Here is a 15,920-nt window from a genome sequence, read left to right as displayed (position 1 = left end):
AGAGACCGTGACTTCGAGCGGGGTCCCGCAGGGGGGCCGCGGCAGCGCGATCGGTGAGGGCATCACGTGGCTCGCGCGATGGAGCCTGCGCCTGATCCTCGTCGCCGCAGGCGCCACGTTGCTCTGGCTCCTGATCGGGGCGTTGTGGTCGATCGTGATGCCCGTCCTGCTGGCGATCATCCTCGCCACGGTGCTGTGGCCGCCCACCGCCTGGCTGTGCCGGCACCGGTTCCCGCCCGCGCTGGCCGCGGCCACGGTGATGCTGGCGGGCATCGTGGCGCTGGCGGGCGTCGTCACGCTGATCAGCACGTCGGTGTCGGGCAGCATCCCGCAGATCACGCGCAGCGCCACCACCGGCATCCAGGCCATCCAGGAGTGGATGTCCGGGCCGCCGCTCGACCTCGCGCAGGGCCAGCTCGACGCGGTGCTGCTGACGGCCACGCAGCAGCTGCAGCAGAGCGTCTCGGCGATCACCACGAGCGTGCTGACCGGCGTGGGGAGCGTGGCGTCGGGCGTGATCACCACCCTGCTCACGCTCGTGCTCGTCTTCCTCTTCGTGAAGGACGGGCCGCGGTTCCTCCCGTGGTTGGTGCGCGTGGCGGGCACCGGGGCGGGCGGGCACGTGGCCGAGGTGCTGCGCCGGATCTGGACCACACTGGGCGACTTCATCCGCGTGCAGGCGTTCGTCGCGTTCGTCGACGGCGTGCTCATCGGGCTCGGGCTGGTGGTGCTCGGCGTGCCGCTCGCCATTCCGCTCGCGGTGCTCACGTTCCTCGGCGGGTTCATCCCGATCGTCGGTGCGCTCGTGGCCGGCGCGTTGTCCGTGCTCGTGGCGCTGGTGAGCAACGGGTTCACCACCGCGCTGATCGTGCTCTTGATCATCGTGCTGGTGCAGCAGCTGGAGGGCAACGTGCTGCAGCCGATGCTGCAGGGCCGCAGCCTGCGGTTGCATGCCGCTGTGGTGCTGCTCGCCGTCACCGCCGGGAGCACGCTCTACGGCATCGCGGGCGCGTTCCTCTCGGTGCCCGCCACGGCCGCGGCGGCGGTGGTGGTGCGCTATCTGGGGGAGCGCATCGACGCCCGGGTGGCCGGCCCCTCGGAGACGCCGGGCGTGGAGGCCGCACCCGCTCTCGCCGACCCGGACGTGCCCGAGCCGGACCTGCCCGACCAGGCGAGGGCCCACCAGGATGGGAGCGCGGGCCGGGCATGAGGGAGGATGAGGCACCGTGCGCGTCTACCTGGGGTCCGACCACGCCGGCTTCGAGCTCAAGGTGCATCTGGTCGCACACCTGACCCAGCTGGGCCACGAGGCGATCGACGTCGGGCCCGCGGCCTACGACGCCTCCGACGACTACCCGCCGTTCTGCGTCGAGGCGGCGCGGCGCACCCTCGCCGACCCGGGCAGCCTCGGTGTGGTGCTCGGCGGTTCCGGCAACGGCGAGCAGATCGCGGCCAACAAGGTGCCCGGCATCCGGTGCGCGCTCGCGTGGAGCGTCGAGACCGCCACGCTGGGCCGCCTGCACAACGACGCGCAGGTCGTGGCCGTCGGGGCCCGGATGCACACCCTGGAGGAGGCCGCCGAGATCGTGGCGGCGTTCATCGCCACGCCGTTCTCCGGCGAGGAGCGCCACCAGCGGCGGATCGACCTGCTCAGCGAGTACGAGCGCACGGGGGTGCCGCCGGCGTTGCCGCCCGACCAGATCCCCGCGCCGACCACCACCACCTGATGCCCGAGGGCCACACCCTCCACCGCCTCGCCGACCTGCACGGCCGCCGCTTCGCGGGACGGCCCGTGGCGGTGTCCAGCCCGCAGGGCCGGTTCGCGGCGAGCGCCGCGCTGATCGACGGCCGGGTGCTGGAGCGCGCCGAGGCCCACGGCAAGCACCTGTTCCACCACTACGGCCCCGACCTCGTCGTGCACGTCCACCTCGGGCTCTACGGCACGTTCAGCGGCGAGCCGCTGCCCGCCGGGGAGCCGGTGGGGCAGGTGCGGATGCGGATGGTCGGCAGCACGCACTACGCCGACCTGCGCGGCGCCACGGCCTGCGAGCTGGTGACCGACGCCGAGGTGGCCGCCGTGCACGCCCGCCTCGGCCCGGACCCGCTGCGCCCCGACGCCGACCCGGACCGCGCGTGGGCCCGGATCTCCCGCTCCCGCTCACCGCTGGCCACGCTGCTCATGGACCAGTCCGTGATCGCGGGCGTCGGCAACGTCTACCGGGCCGAGCTGCTGTTCCGCCACCGGATCGACCCCCGGATGCCCGGTCGCGCGCTGCGGCGGGAGGTCTGGGAGGCGATGTGGGACGACCTGGTCGCGCTGATGCGCGACGGCGTGCGCACGGGGCGGATCGACACCGTCGCCCCCGAGCACGACCCGGAGCGCACCGGCCGGGCCCCGCGTCAGGACCGGCACGGCGGCGAGGTCTACGCGTACCGCCGCGCCGGGCTGCCGTGCCTGGTCTGCGGCACGCCGATCGCGCACGTCGAGCACGCCGCGCGCAACCTGTTCTGGTGCCCGAAATGCCAGTCGGGGCGCCGGACCACCCGGGCCCGACGGGCGGCGCGGCCGGCCCGTTCCTGATCAGCCGTCCAACACGGAGGAATCGACGCGGGCGATCCGCTCCGGGTCGTTGACGATGTCGAGTGCGGTGATCCTCCCCGCGGAGACCGTGAACGCCGCCACCGACACGAGCCGCCCCGCCCGGAACGCCGCCGCCCCGAGCGCGCCGTTGACCAGCGCGGGCCGGGTGAGCTCGGCGACCTGGGCGAACGCCATCGCACCCCGGGCCACCGCCTCGCGGCCCTCGAGCACGGTGCGCGCCTGCGCGCCCCCGTCGATGCGCACCACCACGTCCGGGGCGAGGAGCGAGACGAGCGTCTCGAGGTCGCCGCCGCGCGCCGCGGCCAGGAACGCGTCCACGACGGCGCGCTGTGCGCCGCGGTCGGCGTCCGGTTCCGGCTGGGCGCCGCGCACCCGGCGCCGGGCGCGGCTGGCCAGCTGCCGGGTGGCGGTCTCGCTGCGGCCCAGGACGGGCGCGATCTCGTCGAACGGCATCGCGAACATGTCGTGCAGCACGAACGCGAGGCGCTCGGCGGGGCTCAGCGTCTCCAGCACCACGAGCAGGGCGAGGCCCACCGAGTCGGCGAGCACCGCCTCCTGCTCGGGGTCGGGTGCGGCGGCCGGACCCGCGGGGGCGAGAACCAGGTCGGGCACGTGCGCGTCGAGCGACTCCTCACGACGCTGGGTGCGGGAGCGCAGCACGTTGAGGCAGATGCGGGCCACCACCGTGGTGAGCCACCCGCCGAGGTTGTCCACCCCTGCCGTGCCGGCCCGGCTGACGCGCAGCCACGCCTCCTGCACGGCGTCGTCGGCCTCGGCGGCCGAACCGAGCATGCGGTAGGCCACCGACCTCAGGTGCCCGCGGTGTTCCTCGAACCGCTCGGCCAGGGAGTGCTCGTGCCGGTCCACCTGTCACATCCTCACGTCGCCCGGTGGGTCAGTGTTCTGACCCACCGGAGGACGCGGATGTGACGACAACCGGGTCGTGAGTGGATACGAGTGCTGGAGCACTCGTATCCACTCACGGGGGTCAGAAGTCGCCGAACCCGCCGTCGAAACCGCCGCCGTCGAAGCCACCGGCGTCGAACCCGCCGGGGTCGCCCATGTCGGCGCCGACGTCGCCCTGCGCGTCGCCGCCGTCGAAGCCCCCGTCGGCCGCGGCACCGTCGGCGAACCCGTCGGCGTAGGCGACGCCCGCCATGCCGGAGAACATCGCGCTGAACAGCAGCGCCGACCCGACGCCCCACGCGCCCGCGACAAGGGCGGGCTTCCACCACGGCTCGGAGTACCAGCCCTGCGGGACGGGCCGGCCGGCCACCACGCCGCCCGGGTAGTAGTGCTGGTTGCGGCCCGACGGCACCGGCGACGCGCTGTAGGCGTGGCCCTCCACCTCGACCTCGCGCTCCTCGCTCACCGCGCCCGCGCGCTGCTGTCCGGGCAGCGGGGGCAGCTCGGGGCCGGGGTCGATGCCCATCGCCGTGCGGGCGGCGCGGACGTAGTAGAGGCCCTCGTGCGCGGTCTCGATGACGTGGCGGGCCTGCGCGACGCTGCGCGTCTGCTCCATCTGGGAGCCCGCGGCGTTGTAGCGCTCGGCGGCGTCGGCGATGGCCTGCCTGGACGCGTCGTCGGTGCCGACGAGGTTGAGCACCTGGCCGCCCAGCCGCTCGACCCAGCGCCGGGCTTCCGACTTGGCGTCCTCCAGCTCGCGGGCCTGGGCCGCGTTGCGTTGGCGCACCAGCCAGACGACGCCCACCACGATCAGCGCCAGCACCACGACGGTCAGGATCGTGCCCGTCACGCGAACCACTCCTCGAAGGCGTTGTGTCACCGGAACAACGCAGGTGGGATGCGCCGCGTTCCCATAGGCTGCCCAGTTGTGGGCGATGCCAAGCCGATCGAGTGCTGGATGACCGACATGGACGGGGTACTCGTGCACGAGGGGCGCATGATCCCTGGTGCCGACGAGTTCATCGCCCGCCTGCGCGAGACCGGGCGGCCGTTCCTGGTGCTCACCAACAATTCGATCTACACGCCGCGGGACCTGCAGTTCCGGTTGCGCACGAGCGGGATCGACCTGCCGGTGGAGTCGATCTGGACCTCGGCGCTGGCCACCGCGAGCTTCCTCGACGACCAGCGGCCGCAGGGCAGCGCGTACGTCGTGGGGGAGGCGGGGCTCACCACCGCGCTGCACGAGATCGGTTACGTCCTCACCGACCGCGCCCCGGACTACGTGGTGCTCGGGGAGACGCGCACCTACAGCTTCGAGGCGGTGACCACCGCGATCCGGCTGATCAGGAACGGTGCGCGGTGGGTGGCCACGAACCCGGACCCGACGGGGCCCTCGGCCGACGGCGTGCTGCCCGCCACCGGTGCGGTGGCGGCGCTGATCAGCCGGGCCACCGAGGTGGAGCCCTACTTCATCGGCAAGCCGAACTCGCTGATGATGCGGGCCGCGATGAACCGGCTGCAGGCCCATTCGGAGGCCACGGTGATGGTGGGGGACCGGATGGACACCGACATCATCGCGGGGCTCGAGGCGGGGATGCGCACCGTGCTGGTGCTGACCGGCATCACACAGGCCGAGGAGGTCGACCGGTTCCCCTACCGCCCGAACCGGGTGGTGGCCTCGATCGCGGACCTCGTCGACGAGGTCGGGTGAGAGGTCTCCCTCGGCCGGAGCCGCGCCGCGCGGGCACGTCGGCGCGGATCCGGGGCCGGTCGGGAGGGGAACCACCGGCCGGGCGCGGCACCGGGGTCGCGCGCGGGCCCAGTGCTCCCGCACGGGGCCCGTGGTCAACCCCACCCCCGCCGATCGACTCGTCGCGCGCCGGGCCGGTGTTACCCACGGCGCGCGTCGCGGGAAATGACAGCCGTGTGACTTAGCATCGCCGGCATGGACACGACGATCACGACCGGCTGGTGGACGTGCACCGGGTGCGGCGTCGAGGCCGAGCTCCCCGCCTCGGCGACGTCCGGCTGCGAGGTGCCCTGTCCCGACTGCGCCGAACCGATGGCCGAGAGCTGGCGCTGGGAGGCCCTCGCGGCCTGAGGCTCAGGGAGCGCTGCCGGGCAGCCGCACCACGAACTCCGTGCGGCCCGGCTCGCTGCTGACCTCCACCCGGCCGCCGTGCGCACCCACCACCGCGCGCACGATGGCCAGGCCCAACCCCGTGCTGCCGTTGTCCCGGGAGCGGCCGGCCGACCCGCGGGCGAAGCGCTCGAAGATGTGCGGCAGCAGGTCCGGGGCGATGCCGGGACCGTCGTCGGTGACCGACAACCGGGCGCCGGACGGTCCCGCGGTGAGCGCGACCGTCACGGTGGTGCCCGGCGGGGTGTGGGTGCGGGCGTTCGCGAGCAGGTTGGCGAGCACCTGGGCCAGCCGCGAGCCGTCGCCGGGCACCGTCACGGGCTGCTCCGGCACGTCGAGCTGCCACCGGTGGTCCGGCCCGGCCGCGTGCGCGTCGGCCACGGCGTCGACCACGAGCGCGGTGAGGTCCACCTCGCCGCGTTCGAGCGGGCGGCCTGCGTCGAGGCGGGCGAGCAGCAGCAGGTCCTCGACGAGCGCCGTCATCCGTTCCGTCTGCGACGCGATGCGGACGAGCGAGTACTCCACGTCCGGTGACAGCTCCTCGCGCCGGGTGAGCTCGGCGTAGCCGCTGATCGCGGCGAGCGGGGTGCGCAGCTCGTGGCTCGCGTCGGCGATGAACCGGCGCAGCCGCACCTCGCTCTCGTGCCGCGCCTCGAGCGCCGAGCCGACGTTGTCGAGCATGCGGTTGAGGGCGCTGCCGACCTGGCCCACCTCGGTGCCGGGGTCGACGTCCGGCACGCGTTCGACCAGCGAGACCTCCCCGCGGTCGAGCGGGAGCGCGCTCACCCGCGCCGCCGTCGCCGCCACCCTCTCCAGCGGCCGCAGCTCGCGGCGCACCACGATCGCGGCCGCGGCGCCCGCCCCGGCGAGCGTGATGCCGGTGACGACCAGCTCGATGAGCACGAGCCACGTCACGGTGGCCTGCACGGGCGCCTCCGGCAGCCCGCTCACGATGACGTCACCCATCGGCATCGGGGTGGCCACGACCCGGTAGTCGCCGAGCGGGCCGAGGTCGACGCTGCGGGGTCGCTCGCCCACCGGCACGCCGGCGAGGACGCCGTGCACCGGCTCGGGGACCGGCCGCGGGTCCTCCCCGATCGGGAACACCGCCGCGGCGATCACCGTGCCGTCGCGGATCACCGCGGTGAGGGTGTCGGGTGGGCGGGGGCCGCGGTCGCGCACCTCGAGCGAAGGCGGGGAGCCCCGCTCGGCGCGGATGAGCACCCGGTCGGCCGCCCGCACGTCGCCGTCGAGGCGGCGGAGCAGGATCTCCCGCAGGGACACCGTCGTGACCACGGCGATGACGGTCGAGGCGATGGCCAGCAGCAGCAGGGTGCTGGCCACCAGCCGGGTCCGCAGCGACCCGGCTCTCACCCGCCGGCCGCCGGCTTGAGGACGTACCCCGCCCCGCGCACCGTGTGGATCATCGGTTCACGGCCGGCGTCGATCTTCTTGCGCAGGTAGGACACGTAGAGCTCGACCACGTTGGACTGGCCGCCGAAGTCGTAGTTCCAGACGCGGTCGAGGATCTGGGCCTTCGACAGCACGCGCTTCGGGTTGCGCATGAAGTAGCGCAGCAGCTCGAACTCGGTGGCGGTGAGCTCCACGAGGTCGTCGCCGCGACGCACCTCGTGGCTGTCCTCGTCGAGCACGAGGTCGCCCACCACGAGCTCCGACCCCTGCCGGGCCGCGGTCATGCGGGAGCGGCGCAGCAGCCCGCGCAGTCGCGCCACGAGCTCCTCGAGGCTGAACGGCTTCGTCACGTAGTCGTCGCCGCCCGCGGTGAGCCCGGCGACGCGGTCCTCCACGGCGTCGCGGGCGGTGAGGAACAGCACCGGCACCTCCGGTGCGTCGGCGCGCATCCGGCGCAGCACCTCGAGCCCGTCGAGGTCGGGGAGCATCACGTCGAGCACCACGGCATCGGGGCGGTGCTCGCGGGCGATGCGCACGGCGGTGAGCCCGTCCGCCGCGGTGCGCACGTCCCAGCCCTCGTAGCGCAGGGCCATCGACAGCAGCTCCGCCAGCGACGCCTCGTCGTCCACCACCAGCACCCGGATCGGCCCGCCGTCGGTCCGCCGCAGCTCCGGTCCGGTGCCCCGCATCGTGGCCATGCTAGCCAGGCTCGCGCGCGCGACTGTGGTCCCGATGGGCGGAACCTGTGCGAATCCTGTGCACGATCCGAGGGAACCGCGGCGGCCCCGCCGTCGTCCATGCCGGTCATCACCCCCTCACCGACCCGCAGGAGGACGGCATGACCGCGTTCACCGGATGGCCCGCCGACGCCACCGCGTTCCTCGCCGAGATCGAGGCCGACAACACCCGGGAGTTCTGGACGGCCAACGCCCACCGGCACGCCGAGGCCGTGCACGGGCCCATGCGGGCGCTCGCCGCCGTGCTGGAGCCCGAGTTCGGGCCGCTGCGGGTGCTGCGCCCGCACCGCAACCGGCGCTTCCTCCCCACCGCACCGCCCTACCGCACCGACACCGGCGGGGTGGCCCGCAGCCCGGGCGGCGCCGCCCTCACCGTGGTGCTGTCGGCCACGGCGCTGACCACCGCGGCGGGGCACTGGGCGTTCGACACCGGCCAGCTGCGCCGCTACCGCGTGGCCGTGCTCGAGGAGACGGGAGAGGAGCTCCCGGCGCTGCTCGCGGGGCACGTCGTCGACGGCTCCCGCAGCCTGCGCGGCGTGCCCCGCGGCTTCACGGGAGGCCACGAGCGGATCGAGCTCCTGCGGCTGCTCGGGCTCCAGGTCGTCACGTCGAGACCGGCGGGGCCGTGGCTGTCCACCCCGGAGCCGCTGGGGCACGTCCGCGCGGCCTGGCGGGCGGCAGCGCCGGTGGTGGCCTGGCTCGACCGCCACGTCGGCCCGGCCGACCCGGTGCCACCGCGGCCGCGCCCGGCACCGTGACGGGTCAGGCGGCCGGACGGGACAGGTCGTACACGGTCCGGCCGCCCACCGTCGTCGGGGTGAAGTGCTCCCGCACCCAGGTGGCGATCTCGGAGTCGCCGCGCGGGCCGCTGCCCCCGTCCACGAAATAGCGCACCTCGCCCGCCGCCACGAGCTCGCGGAACCGCTCCGGGGTGGGCGCGGGGTCCCCGCCGTTGAAGCCGCCGATGCCCATCACGTCGGTGCCGCTCGCGAGGGCGAGCCCCGCGCCCGCCGACGCGCTCGTGGTGGCGGCCGACCACGTCGTGCCCGCGCCGCGCAGCAGCCCGACGAGCTCCGGGTCCGACGCGGGTCCCGGGCCGCCACCCGGGCCGTCGGGTCCGGCACCCGGGCCGCGGCCCGGTCCGATGTGCACGCCACCCGGTTCCGCCCCGGTGGCCGGTCCCGCCGTGGGGTTGCCGCCGCGGTGGGTGCTCGTGATCGTGTCGGCCGCGTAGGCCGCCGGTCCGGCGGCCGCCGCCACGACCACGGCCAGCGCGGCCACCACGGCGGCCCGGCGCGTCCACACCTCGGCCACGAGCGCGAGCGCGGCCACGGCGCCCGCGGCCACCACCACCCAGCGCAGCCACGGCACGAACTCGGGAGTGCGCGACAGCAGCACCGCCGCCCACGCCGCCGTGCCCGCGACGGTCACGACGAGCGTGAGCCGCACCGGCCAGGCCGCGCGGAGCCGCCACAACATCGTCGCGCCGATGCCGACCAGCGCCGCGACGCCCGGGGCGAGCGCCACCGTGTAGTAGGGGTGGAAGATCCCCTGGGCGAAGCTGAACACGGCCGCCGTCACCACCGTCCAGCCGCCCCAGAGCAGGAGCGAGGCCCGCAGGCGGTCGGTGCGGGCGGCGCGCCGCGTCAGCACCAGGCAGGCCACGAGCAGCACGAGTGCGGCGGGCAGGAGCCACGAGACCTGGCCGCCCACCTGCTCGCCGAACGGGCGCGACCACCCGGCGGCCCCGCCGAACCCGTCGCCGGGCCCCACCACCACGGCCCCCGGGGGCACCTCACCGGGCGGCGGCTCCGGGCGGGGCCCGCCACGGCCCCCGCCGAAGATCCGGCCCAGCCCGTTGTAGCCGAAGGTGAGGTCGAGCACGCTGTTGGTCTCGGAACCGCCGATGTAGGGGCGGGAGCTCGCCGGCCACAGCTCGGCGAGCGCCACCCACCAGCCCGCGGCCACCACCACGGCGAGGCCTGCGGCGAGCAGCCGGCGGACCCGCCGCCACACCCCGGTGGGCGCCGCCACCAGGTAGGCGAGCGCGAGCGCGGGCAGCACGACGAAGGCCTGCAGCATCTTGGCCAGGAACGCGACGCCGACGAGCGCCCCCGCGAGCACGAGCCAGCGCGTCGACGCCCGTTCCGTCGCCCGGACCGTGGCGTACGCGGCGGCCACGAGCAGCAGCACGAGCAGCGCGTCCGGGTTGTTGTAGCGGAACATCAGCACGGCGACCGGCGTCAGGGCGAACGCCGCGCCCGCGAGCAGCGCGGCGCCCGGGCCGGCCACCCTGCGCACGGAGGCGTGCAGCAGCGCCACCGCCGCCACGCCCATCAGCGCCTGCGGCACGAGCACGCTCCACGAGGAGAGCCCGAAGATCCGCGCCGACAATGCCATCACCCACAGCGCCGCGGGCGGCTTGTCCACGGTGACGGTGCCGCCCGCGTCGGTGGAGCCGAAGAAGAACGCCGTCCAGTTCTGGGACATCGCCCGGACCGCGCCGCTGTAGTAGGTGTTGGCCCAGTCCTCGGCGCCGAGGTCCCAGAGGTAGAGCAGGGCGGTGCCTGCGAGCAGAGTCGCCAGGCCGAGGCGGTTCCTCATGCGGCCCTGCCCCGGAAGATCCACGCGCGGTACGCGACGAACCGCAGGAGCGTCGACAGCGCGTTCGCCACCACGAGCACCAGCAACTCGACGGCGTGGCTCGCGGCGGGCGCCCACGCGTGCAGGGCGGCGAGCGCGCCGCTGGTGAGCGCGAGCCCGAGCGCGAAGACGATCAGGCCCTGCAGCTGGTGGCCGACCGCACCCGCCGAGCCACGCACGCCGAAGGTGAGCCGCCGGTTGGCGGCGGTGTTGGCCACGGCGGTGAGGACGAGCGCGAGCAGGTTGGCCGCGTAGGCCCCCGCCGGGTCGCGCAGCAGCAGGAAGAGCAGGGCGTACGCGAGGGTGCTCGCCACGCCGATCGCCGCGAACCGCAGGAGCTGGCCCGGGAGGCCGCGGGGCACGCCGGGCACGGGGCCGGCGTCGCGCCCGAGCTGCCCGCGCAGCTGCGCGAGCGGCAGCCTGCCGGTGGCGAGCGCGCGCCCGAGCCGGGCGATGCCCCGCAGGTCGGCGATCGCGGTGGCGAGGATCTCGACGCGGCTGTCCGGGTCGTCGACCCAGTCGACGGGTACCTCGTGTATGCGCAGCCCGCTGCGCTCGGCGAGCACGAGCAGCTCGGTGTCGAAGAACCAGCCCGCGTCCTCCACCAGCGGCAGCAGCCGGTGGGCGACGTCGGCCCGGATCGCCTTGAACCCGCACTGCGCGTCGGAGAAGCCGGCACCGAGGGTGCCGCGCAGCAGCAGGTTGTAGGCGCGGGAGATGAACTCGCGCCTCGCCCCGCGCACGACCCGCGAGCCCCGCGCCAGCCGGGTGCCGATCGCGAGGTCGGAGTGGCCGGACAGGACCGCCGCCACGAGCGGGAGCAGGGCCGCGAGGTCGGTGGACAGGTCCACGTCGCAGTAGGCGAGCACCCGCGCACCCGACGCCGACCACGCCTCCCGCAGCGCCCGGCCGCGCCCCTTCTCCGCCAGCCGGAGCGCGGTGACCTCGGGCAGCTCCGCGGCCAGCCGCATCGCGATGTGCGGGGTCCGGTCGACGCTCGCGTTGTCCGCGATCGTGATCCGGAACGGGTAGGGGAACTCCCGGCGCAGGTGCGCGTGCAGCCGGCGCACCGACGGCTCCAGGTCCACCTCCTCGTCGTGGACCGGCACGACGATGTCGAGCACGGGGTGCTCGGACCGCCGGTGCGGGGGATGCCGGGGTGCGGCGTCGACGCTCATGGAGCCAGCGTTGGACCGGCCGCTGTCGGGGCGTTGTGCCGAGCGTGTGAGTGGGCTGTGGGCCCGGCTCAGGAGCTAGCGGGCGCGCCAGTACCCCGTGGCGTAGACGCGGCGCCGGTCGAGCCCGCGTTCGTCGAGCAGGTGCTTGCGCAGGTCGCGCACGCAGGCCGACTCGCCCGACAGCCACGCCTGCCCGCTGCCCTGCGGGAACTCGGCGGCCCGCACCGCCGCGGCGAGCGGCTCGCCCGGCTCGGCACCACCGCGGTGCACCCACCGGATCTGCGCTGAACCGGGCAGCTCCTGCTCCTCGCCCGCGTCGGCGACCTCGAGGAACGCGAGCGCAGGCACCCCCGCGGGCAGGGCCTCGAGCACGGTGGCGACGGCGGGGAGCGCGGTCTCGTCGCCGATCACGACGTGGAAGTCGACGGCGGGGTCGGGCTCGTACCGGCCGCCGGGCTCGGAGACGCCCACCCACGCGCCGGGCCGGGCGTCGCGGGCCCAGGCCGCGGCCGGGCCGTGGCCCTCGTGCAGCACGAAGTCCACGTCGAGCTCTCCGGCCCCGGCGTCGAACCGGCGCACCGTGTACGTGCGGATGGCGGGGCGCGGCTCGCCCGCGGGCCACAGCGGGCCACCGGACGTCGCCCGCGGCACGGCGGGCCGCTCCTGGCCCGCCACGGGGAAGAACATCTTGATCCGCCGGTCCGGGCCCTCGCCGGCGAACCCGGCCAGCTCCTCGCCCGCGAGCGTCACCCGGATCATCCGGGCCGTGATGCGCTCGCTGCGCCGCACCTGCAGCAGCCGGGGTGCCGTCGTACTCACTGTGTCCTCTGCCTCCGCTTCGCTCCGGCGGGCTCGCGGGCCTTCGGGGCGCCCGCTCGCTCGGGCACGTGCCTCACGAGGGTGGATTGTCCCCGGTTCGCTCCGGCGGGCTCGAGGGGCCGCCCGCCGCGCCGGCGAGGCCGCTCCAGACCAGGTCCATCAGGTACTCCGTGGCCTGCTCGCTCGACACGCCCGCGCGGGTGCGCCACAGCGCCAGGCGCTCGCACGCCCCGACGATCACGTTGGCCCAGCCGGTGAGGCGCTGCGCGTCGGCCCCGGGGGCCTGGGTGGCGAGCAGGCCCGCGATGAAGTCCGTCTGCTGCGCCCGGATCTCCTCGAGCGACTCGCCGGCCACCGCCGACTCCGAGTACAGCACCGTCCACTCCGGGGCCCGGCTCTCCAGGTACTCGAAGAACGCGAGCGTGCCGCGCCGCAGCATCTCCTCCGGGGTGGACGCCGCCGCGGCCGCCGCCGACGTCACCTCCAGCAGTTCGGCGCGCGCCCGCGCGATGCAGGCCAGCAGCAGGCCGTGCTTGGACCCGAAGTGCGTGTAGAGCACCGGCTTGGTGACGCCCACACGCTCGGCCACCTGGTCCATCGACGCGCCCTGGTAGCCGCGTTCGCCGAACACGGCGAGCGCCGCGTCGAGGATCTGGCGCTCGCGTTCGGCTCGGCCGACGCGGCGGCGGGGAGCGCGGGTGTCCACGCGACGACCCTACCGAAGGTAACTTACTCGTGGTAACTTACCGGCGGTAACCCCAGCGAGGAGGACCGATGCACGTGGACGTCGCGATCGTCGGCAGCGGCTTCGCCGGGCTCGGTGCCGCGGTGCGGCTGCGGCAGGCGGGCCGCGAGGACTTCGTCGTGCTGGAGAAGGGTGACACGCTCGGCGGCACCTGGCGCGACAACACCTACCCCGGCTGCGCCTGCGACGTGCAGTCGCACCTGTACTCGTTCTCGTTCGCGCCCAACCCCGAGTGGACGCGCACGTTCGCCCGCCAGCCCGAGATCCGCGCCTACCTGGAGCGCGTGGCCGACCGCTACGCGCTGCGCGACCGGATCCGCTTCGGCGCCGAGGTCACCGCGGCCCGCTGGGTGGGGAAGCGCTGGGAGCTGCAGCTCGCCGACGGCTCGCAGGTGCACGCGCGCGCCGTCGTCTGGGGAACGGGTGCCCTGCACGAGCCCACGGTGCCCGACCTCCCCGGTCTCGACGAGTTCCGCGGCACCGCGTTCCACTCCGCGCGGTGGCGCCACGACCACGACCTCACCGGCCGCCGCGTCGCCGTGATCGGCACCGGCGCGAGCGCGATCCAGTTCGTGCCCGCCATCCAGCCGCGGGTCGCGTCGCTCACGGTCTTCCAGCGCACGGCCCCGTGGGTCCTGCCCAAGCCCGACCGGCCGGTGTCGGCCCTGGCGCGCAGGCTCTACCGGGCCGTCCCCGCCGTGCAGAAGCTGCAGCGGGCGCTGATCTACGCGCGCAACGAGATGCTCGTGAGCGGGTTCCTCAAGCCGCGCCGGATGGCCGTGATCGAGCGCATCGCCCGCATCTACCTGCACCGGGTGTTCGCGGGCAGGCCCGACCTCGAGGCCAAGCTCACCCCGGACTTCACGATCGGCTGCAAGCGGATCCTGATGTCCAACGACTACTACCCGGCGCTGAAGCAGCCCAACGTCGACGTGGTCACCGAGAAGATCGTGCGGGTCACGCCGGACGGCGTGGTCACCGCCGACGGGGTCGAGCACGAGGTCGACACGATCATCTTCGGCACCGGGTTCACGGTGGGGGCCGGGCTGGGCAAGTCCGTGCCGATCACCGGCCGCGACGGCGTGCGGCTCGCCGACACCGGCACCGTCGAGGGCTACCTCGGCACCACGATCGCGGGCTTCCCCAACCTGTTCGTGCTGACCGGGCCGAACACGGGGCTCGGCCACAGCTCGATGGTCTTCATGATCGAGTCGCAGCTCAACTACGTGATCGACGCCCTGCGCCTGCTCGACGTCCACGGCGTCACGGCCCTCGACACCCGCCGCGACCGCCAGGAGGCCTGGAACGCGGGCCTGCAGCGTCGCCTCGACGGCTCGGTGTGGACCGCGGGCGGCTGCGCCAGCTGGTACCTCGACCCCGACGGGCGCAACCGGACGCTCTGGCCTGGCTACACCTTCGACTTCCGCCGCCGCACCCGCAAGGTCCGCCCCGCCGACCACGAACTGCTGGTGTAACCGGCCACCGGAACGCGGCTTTCAGACCGCAGAACGCGAGACTCGCGCTCCTGGGGCCGGGGCCTCCGGGGCGTCCGGGGGCCGGGGCCTCCGGGGCCTCCGGGGCCTCCGGGGCCTCCGGGGCGTCCGGGGGCGGGGCCCCGGGGCGGCGAGTCTCGCGTTTCGCGGGGCGAATGCCGCGTTCGACGTAGGGTCGGGCGGTGTTCGACGTCTACTCCATCCCGCTCACCACGCGGTTCCGGGGCATCACGGTGCGGGAGGGCCTGCTGCTGCACGGCCCGGCGGGGTGGGGCGAGTTCTGCCCGTTCGCCGACTACGACGACCGCGAGTCCGTGCCGTGGCTCGCCGCCGCCCGGGAGGCAGCCGAGGTGGGCTGGCCGGAACCGGTGCGCGACCGGGTGCCGGTGAACTGCATCGTGCCTGCCGTCGGCCCGAAGCGGGCGCAGGAGATCGTGCGGGCGTCGGGGTGCGCCACGGCCAAGGTCAAGGTGGCCGACGCCCCTGGGTCCCTGCCCGCCGACCTGGAGCGGGTGGCCGCCGTGCGCGACGCGCTCGGCGCCGCGGGCGCGGTGCGGGTGGACGCCAACGCCGTGTGGTCCGTCGACGAGGCCGTGGCCGCGATCGGGGCGCTGGACCGCGCGGCGGGCGGGCTGCAGTACGTGGAGCAGCCCTGCCGGACGATCGACGAGCTGGCGGCGGTGCGCCGGCGGGTTGACGTCCCGATCGCGGCGGACGAGTCGATCCGACGGGCGGAGGACCCGCTGCGGGTGGCCGTGGCCGGGGCCGCGGACGTGGCGGTGCTCAAGGTCGCGCCGCTGGGTGGCGTGCGCCGCGCGCTGGCCGTCGCAGAGGCCTGCGGCCTGCCGTGCGTGGTGTCGTCGGCCCTGGAGACGAGCGTCGGCATGGCGGCCGAGCTCGCGCTCGCCGGGGCGCTGCCGCAGCTGGACATGGCCTGCGGGTTCGGCACCGGGGCCCTGCTGACCTCGGACGTCGTGGCCGAGCCGATCCGGCCCGTGGACGGGTGGCTCCCGGTGTCGCGGCGTGCGCCCGAGCCGGTGCGCCGCGGCGAGGTGGCCGCCCCGCCGGACCGGGCGCGGTGGTGGGCCGACCGCCTGGCGCGGGTCACCGCCGCCGGCTGAGCAGCCTATGAGGACGAGGTCAAGTCCAGTCTTGGTGTGGTGAGGGCGTGGGGGGTCACCGCGGTGGCGTGTGCCGCCGTGGTTGATCGTGTTTGTGGTGGTCGTTGACGTGGGCGGGGTCCG

At 75.0% G+C, this 15,920-nt stretch carries 16 protein-coding genes; 8 read left to right on the top strand and 8 right to left on the bottom strand.

What is annotated here, in order from left to right; all coding sequences use genetic code 11:
* Positions 1-7: 7 nt before the first annotated feature.
* Genes ACFPL3_RS23605 through ACFPL3_RS23595 form a run of 3 tightly spaced genes read left to right on the top strand, consistent with a single transcriptional unit; the run spans position 8 to position 2,581 of the window.
* Positions 8-1,210 carry an AI-2E family transporter gene (locus tag ACFPL3_RS23605; protein ID WP_343946777.1) on the top strand — a complete coding sequence of 401 codons (1,203 nt, stop codon included), beginning with the start codon at positions 8-10 and terminating at the stop codon, positions 1,208-1,210.
* Positions 1,211-1,226: 16 nt separating this feature from the next.
* Positions 1,227-1,727 carry a ribose-5-phosphate isomerase gene (locus ACFPL3_RS23600; protein ID WP_343946778.1) on the top strand — a complete coding sequence of 167 codons (501 nt, stop codon included), beginning with the start codon at positions 1,227-1,229 and terminating at the stop codon, positions 1,725-1,727.
* On the top strand, positions 1,727-2,581 hold the full coding sequence (locus ACFPL3_RS23595; protein WP_343946779.1) for an Fpg/Nei family DNA glycosylase: 855 nt from the start codon (positions 1,727-1,729) through the stop codon (positions 2,579-2,581). Before ACFPL3_RS23600 ends, ACFPL3_RS23595 begins: the two co-directional genes overlap by 1 nt.
* On the opposite strand, the gene ACFPL3_RS23590 is transcribed toward ACFPL3_RS23595, so the two are convergent.
* Together ACFPL3_RS23590 and ACFPL3_RS23585 are read right to left on the bottom strand one after the other, a co-directional pair.
* Positions 2,582-3,469 carry a sigma-70 family RNA polymerase sigma factor gene (locus ACFPL3_RS23590; protein WP_343946780.1) on the bottom strand — a complete coding sequence of 296 codons (888 nt, stop codon included), beginning with the start codon at positions 3,467-3,469 and terminating at the stop codon, positions 2,582-2,584.
* Positions 3,470-3,590: 121 nt separating this feature from the next.
* Positions 3,591-4,358 (bottom strand): hypothetical protein, encoded by a 768-nt coding sequence (locus tag ACFPL3_RS23585; protein WP_343946781.1) that lies wholly within the window; start codon positions 4,356-4,358, stop codon positions 3,591-3,593.
* A 108-nt stretch (positions 4,359-4,466) separates the two neighbouring features.
* On the opposite strand from ACFPL3_RS23585, the gene ACFPL3_RS23580 reads away from it, so the two are divergent.
* Positions 4,467-5,219 (top strand): HAD-IIA family hydrolase, encoded by a 753-nt coding sequence (locus tag ACFPL3_RS23580; RefSeq protein ID WP_343946785.1) that lies wholly within the window; start codon positions 4,467-4,469, stop codon positions 5,217-5,219.
* Between the two features lie 234 nt (positions 5,220-5,453).
* The gene (locus ACFPL3_RS23575) at positions 5,454-5,609 is read left to right on the top strand and encodes a hypothetical protein (RefSeq protein WP_343946782.1); all 156 of its coding nucleotides are present in this window, start codon (positions 5,454-5,456) and stop codon (positions 5,607-5,609) included.
* Positions 5,610-5,612: 3 nt separating this feature from the next.
* Here the strand turns inward: ACFPL3_RS23575 and ACFPL3_RS23570 are convergent, their stop codons facing one another.
* Together ACFPL3_RS23570 and ACFPL3_RS23565 are read right to left on the bottom strand one after the other, a co-directional pair.
* Positions 5,613-6,992: a sensor histidine kinase gene (locus tag ACFPL3_RS23570; RefSeq protein WP_343946783.1), complete on the bottom strand. Its 1,380-nt coding sequence runs from the start codon at positions 6,990-6,992 to the stop codon at positions 5,613-5,615.
* A 26-nt stretch (positions 6,993-7,018) separates the two neighbouring features.
* Positions 7,019-7,759, bottom strand: a complete 741-nt coding sequence (locus ACFPL3_RS23565) for a response regulator transcription factor (protein WP_379589649.1) — start codon at positions 7,757-7,759, stop codon at positions 7,019-7,021.
* Positions 7,760-7,899: 140 nt separating this feature from the next.
* Here ACFPL3_RS23565 and ACFPL3_RS23560 point away from each other — a divergent pair, with 140 nt between their 5' ends.
* Positions 7,900-8,556 carry a DUF2461 family protein gene (locus ACFPL3_RS23560; protein ID WP_343946784.1) on the top strand — a complete coding sequence of 219 codons (657 nt, stop codon included), beginning with the start codon at positions 7,900-7,902 and terminating at the stop codon, positions 8,554-8,556.
* Between the two features lie 4 nt (positions 8,557-8,560).
* Here ACFPL3_RS23560 and ACFPL3_RS23555 read toward each other — a convergent pair whose 3' ends face one another.
* From ACFPL3_RS23555 to ACFPL3_RS23540, 4 genes are all read right to left on the bottom strand, one after another.
* Positions 8,561-10,402 carry an ArnT family glycosyltransferase gene (locus tag ACFPL3_RS23555; RefSeq protein WP_379589648.1) on the bottom strand — a complete coding sequence of 614 codons (1,842 nt, stop codon included), beginning with the start codon at positions 10,400-10,402 and terminating at the stop codon, positions 8,561-8,563.
* Positions 10,399-11,619, bottom strand: a complete 1,221-nt coding sequence (locus tag ACFPL3_RS23550; protein ID WP_379589647.1) for a glycosyltransferase — start codon at positions 11,617-11,619, stop codon at positions 10,399-10,401. Before ACFPL3_RS23550 ends, ACFPL3_RS23555 begins: the two co-directional genes overlap by 4 nt.
* Before the next feature lie 75 nt (positions 11,620-11,694).
* Entirely contained in the window at positions 11,695-12,438 is a 744-nt protein-coding gene (locus ACFPL3_RS23545; protein ID WP_343945616.1) for a siderophore-interacting protein, read from the bottom strand.
* A 73-nt stretch (positions 12,439-12,511) separates the two neighbouring features.
* Positions 12,512-13,144, bottom strand: a complete 633-nt coding sequence (locus tag ACFPL3_RS23540; protein WP_343945617.1) for a TetR/AcrR family transcriptional regulator — start codon at positions 13,142-13,144, stop codon at positions 12,512-12,514.
* Positions 13,145-13,212: 68 nt separating this feature from the next.
* Between ACFPL3_RS23540 and ACFPL3_RS23535 the strand changes: the two genes are divergently transcribed.
* Together ACFPL3_RS23535 and ACFPL3_RS23530 are read left to right on the top strand one after the other, a co-directional pair.
* The gene (locus ACFPL3_RS23535; protein WP_343945618.1) at positions 13,213-14,658 is read left to right on the top strand and encodes a flavin-containing monooxygenase; all 1,446 of its coding nucleotides are present in this window, start codon (positions 13,213-13,215) and stop codon (positions 14,656-14,658) included.
* Between the two features lie 200 nt (positions 14,659-14,858).
* Positions 14,859-15,797 (top strand): o-succinylbenzoate synthase, encoded by a 939-nt coding sequence (locus ACFPL3_RS23530; RefSeq protein ID WP_343945619.1) that lies wholly within the window; start codon positions 14,859-14,861, stop codon positions 15,795-15,797.
* Positions 15,798-15,920 lie beyond the last annotated feature (123 nt).

Origin of the sequence: Pseudonocardia zijingensis, assembly GCF_042657305.1 — a bacterium.
In the GTDB taxonomy this organism is placed as follows: Bacteria; Actinomycetota; Actinomycetes; order Mycobacteriales; family Pseudonocardiaceae; genus Pseudonocardia; species Pseudonocardia zijingensis.
The sequence above is the reverse complement of the archived record's forward strand: the minus strand, read 5'-3'. Positions and strand labels throughout refer to the sequence as shown.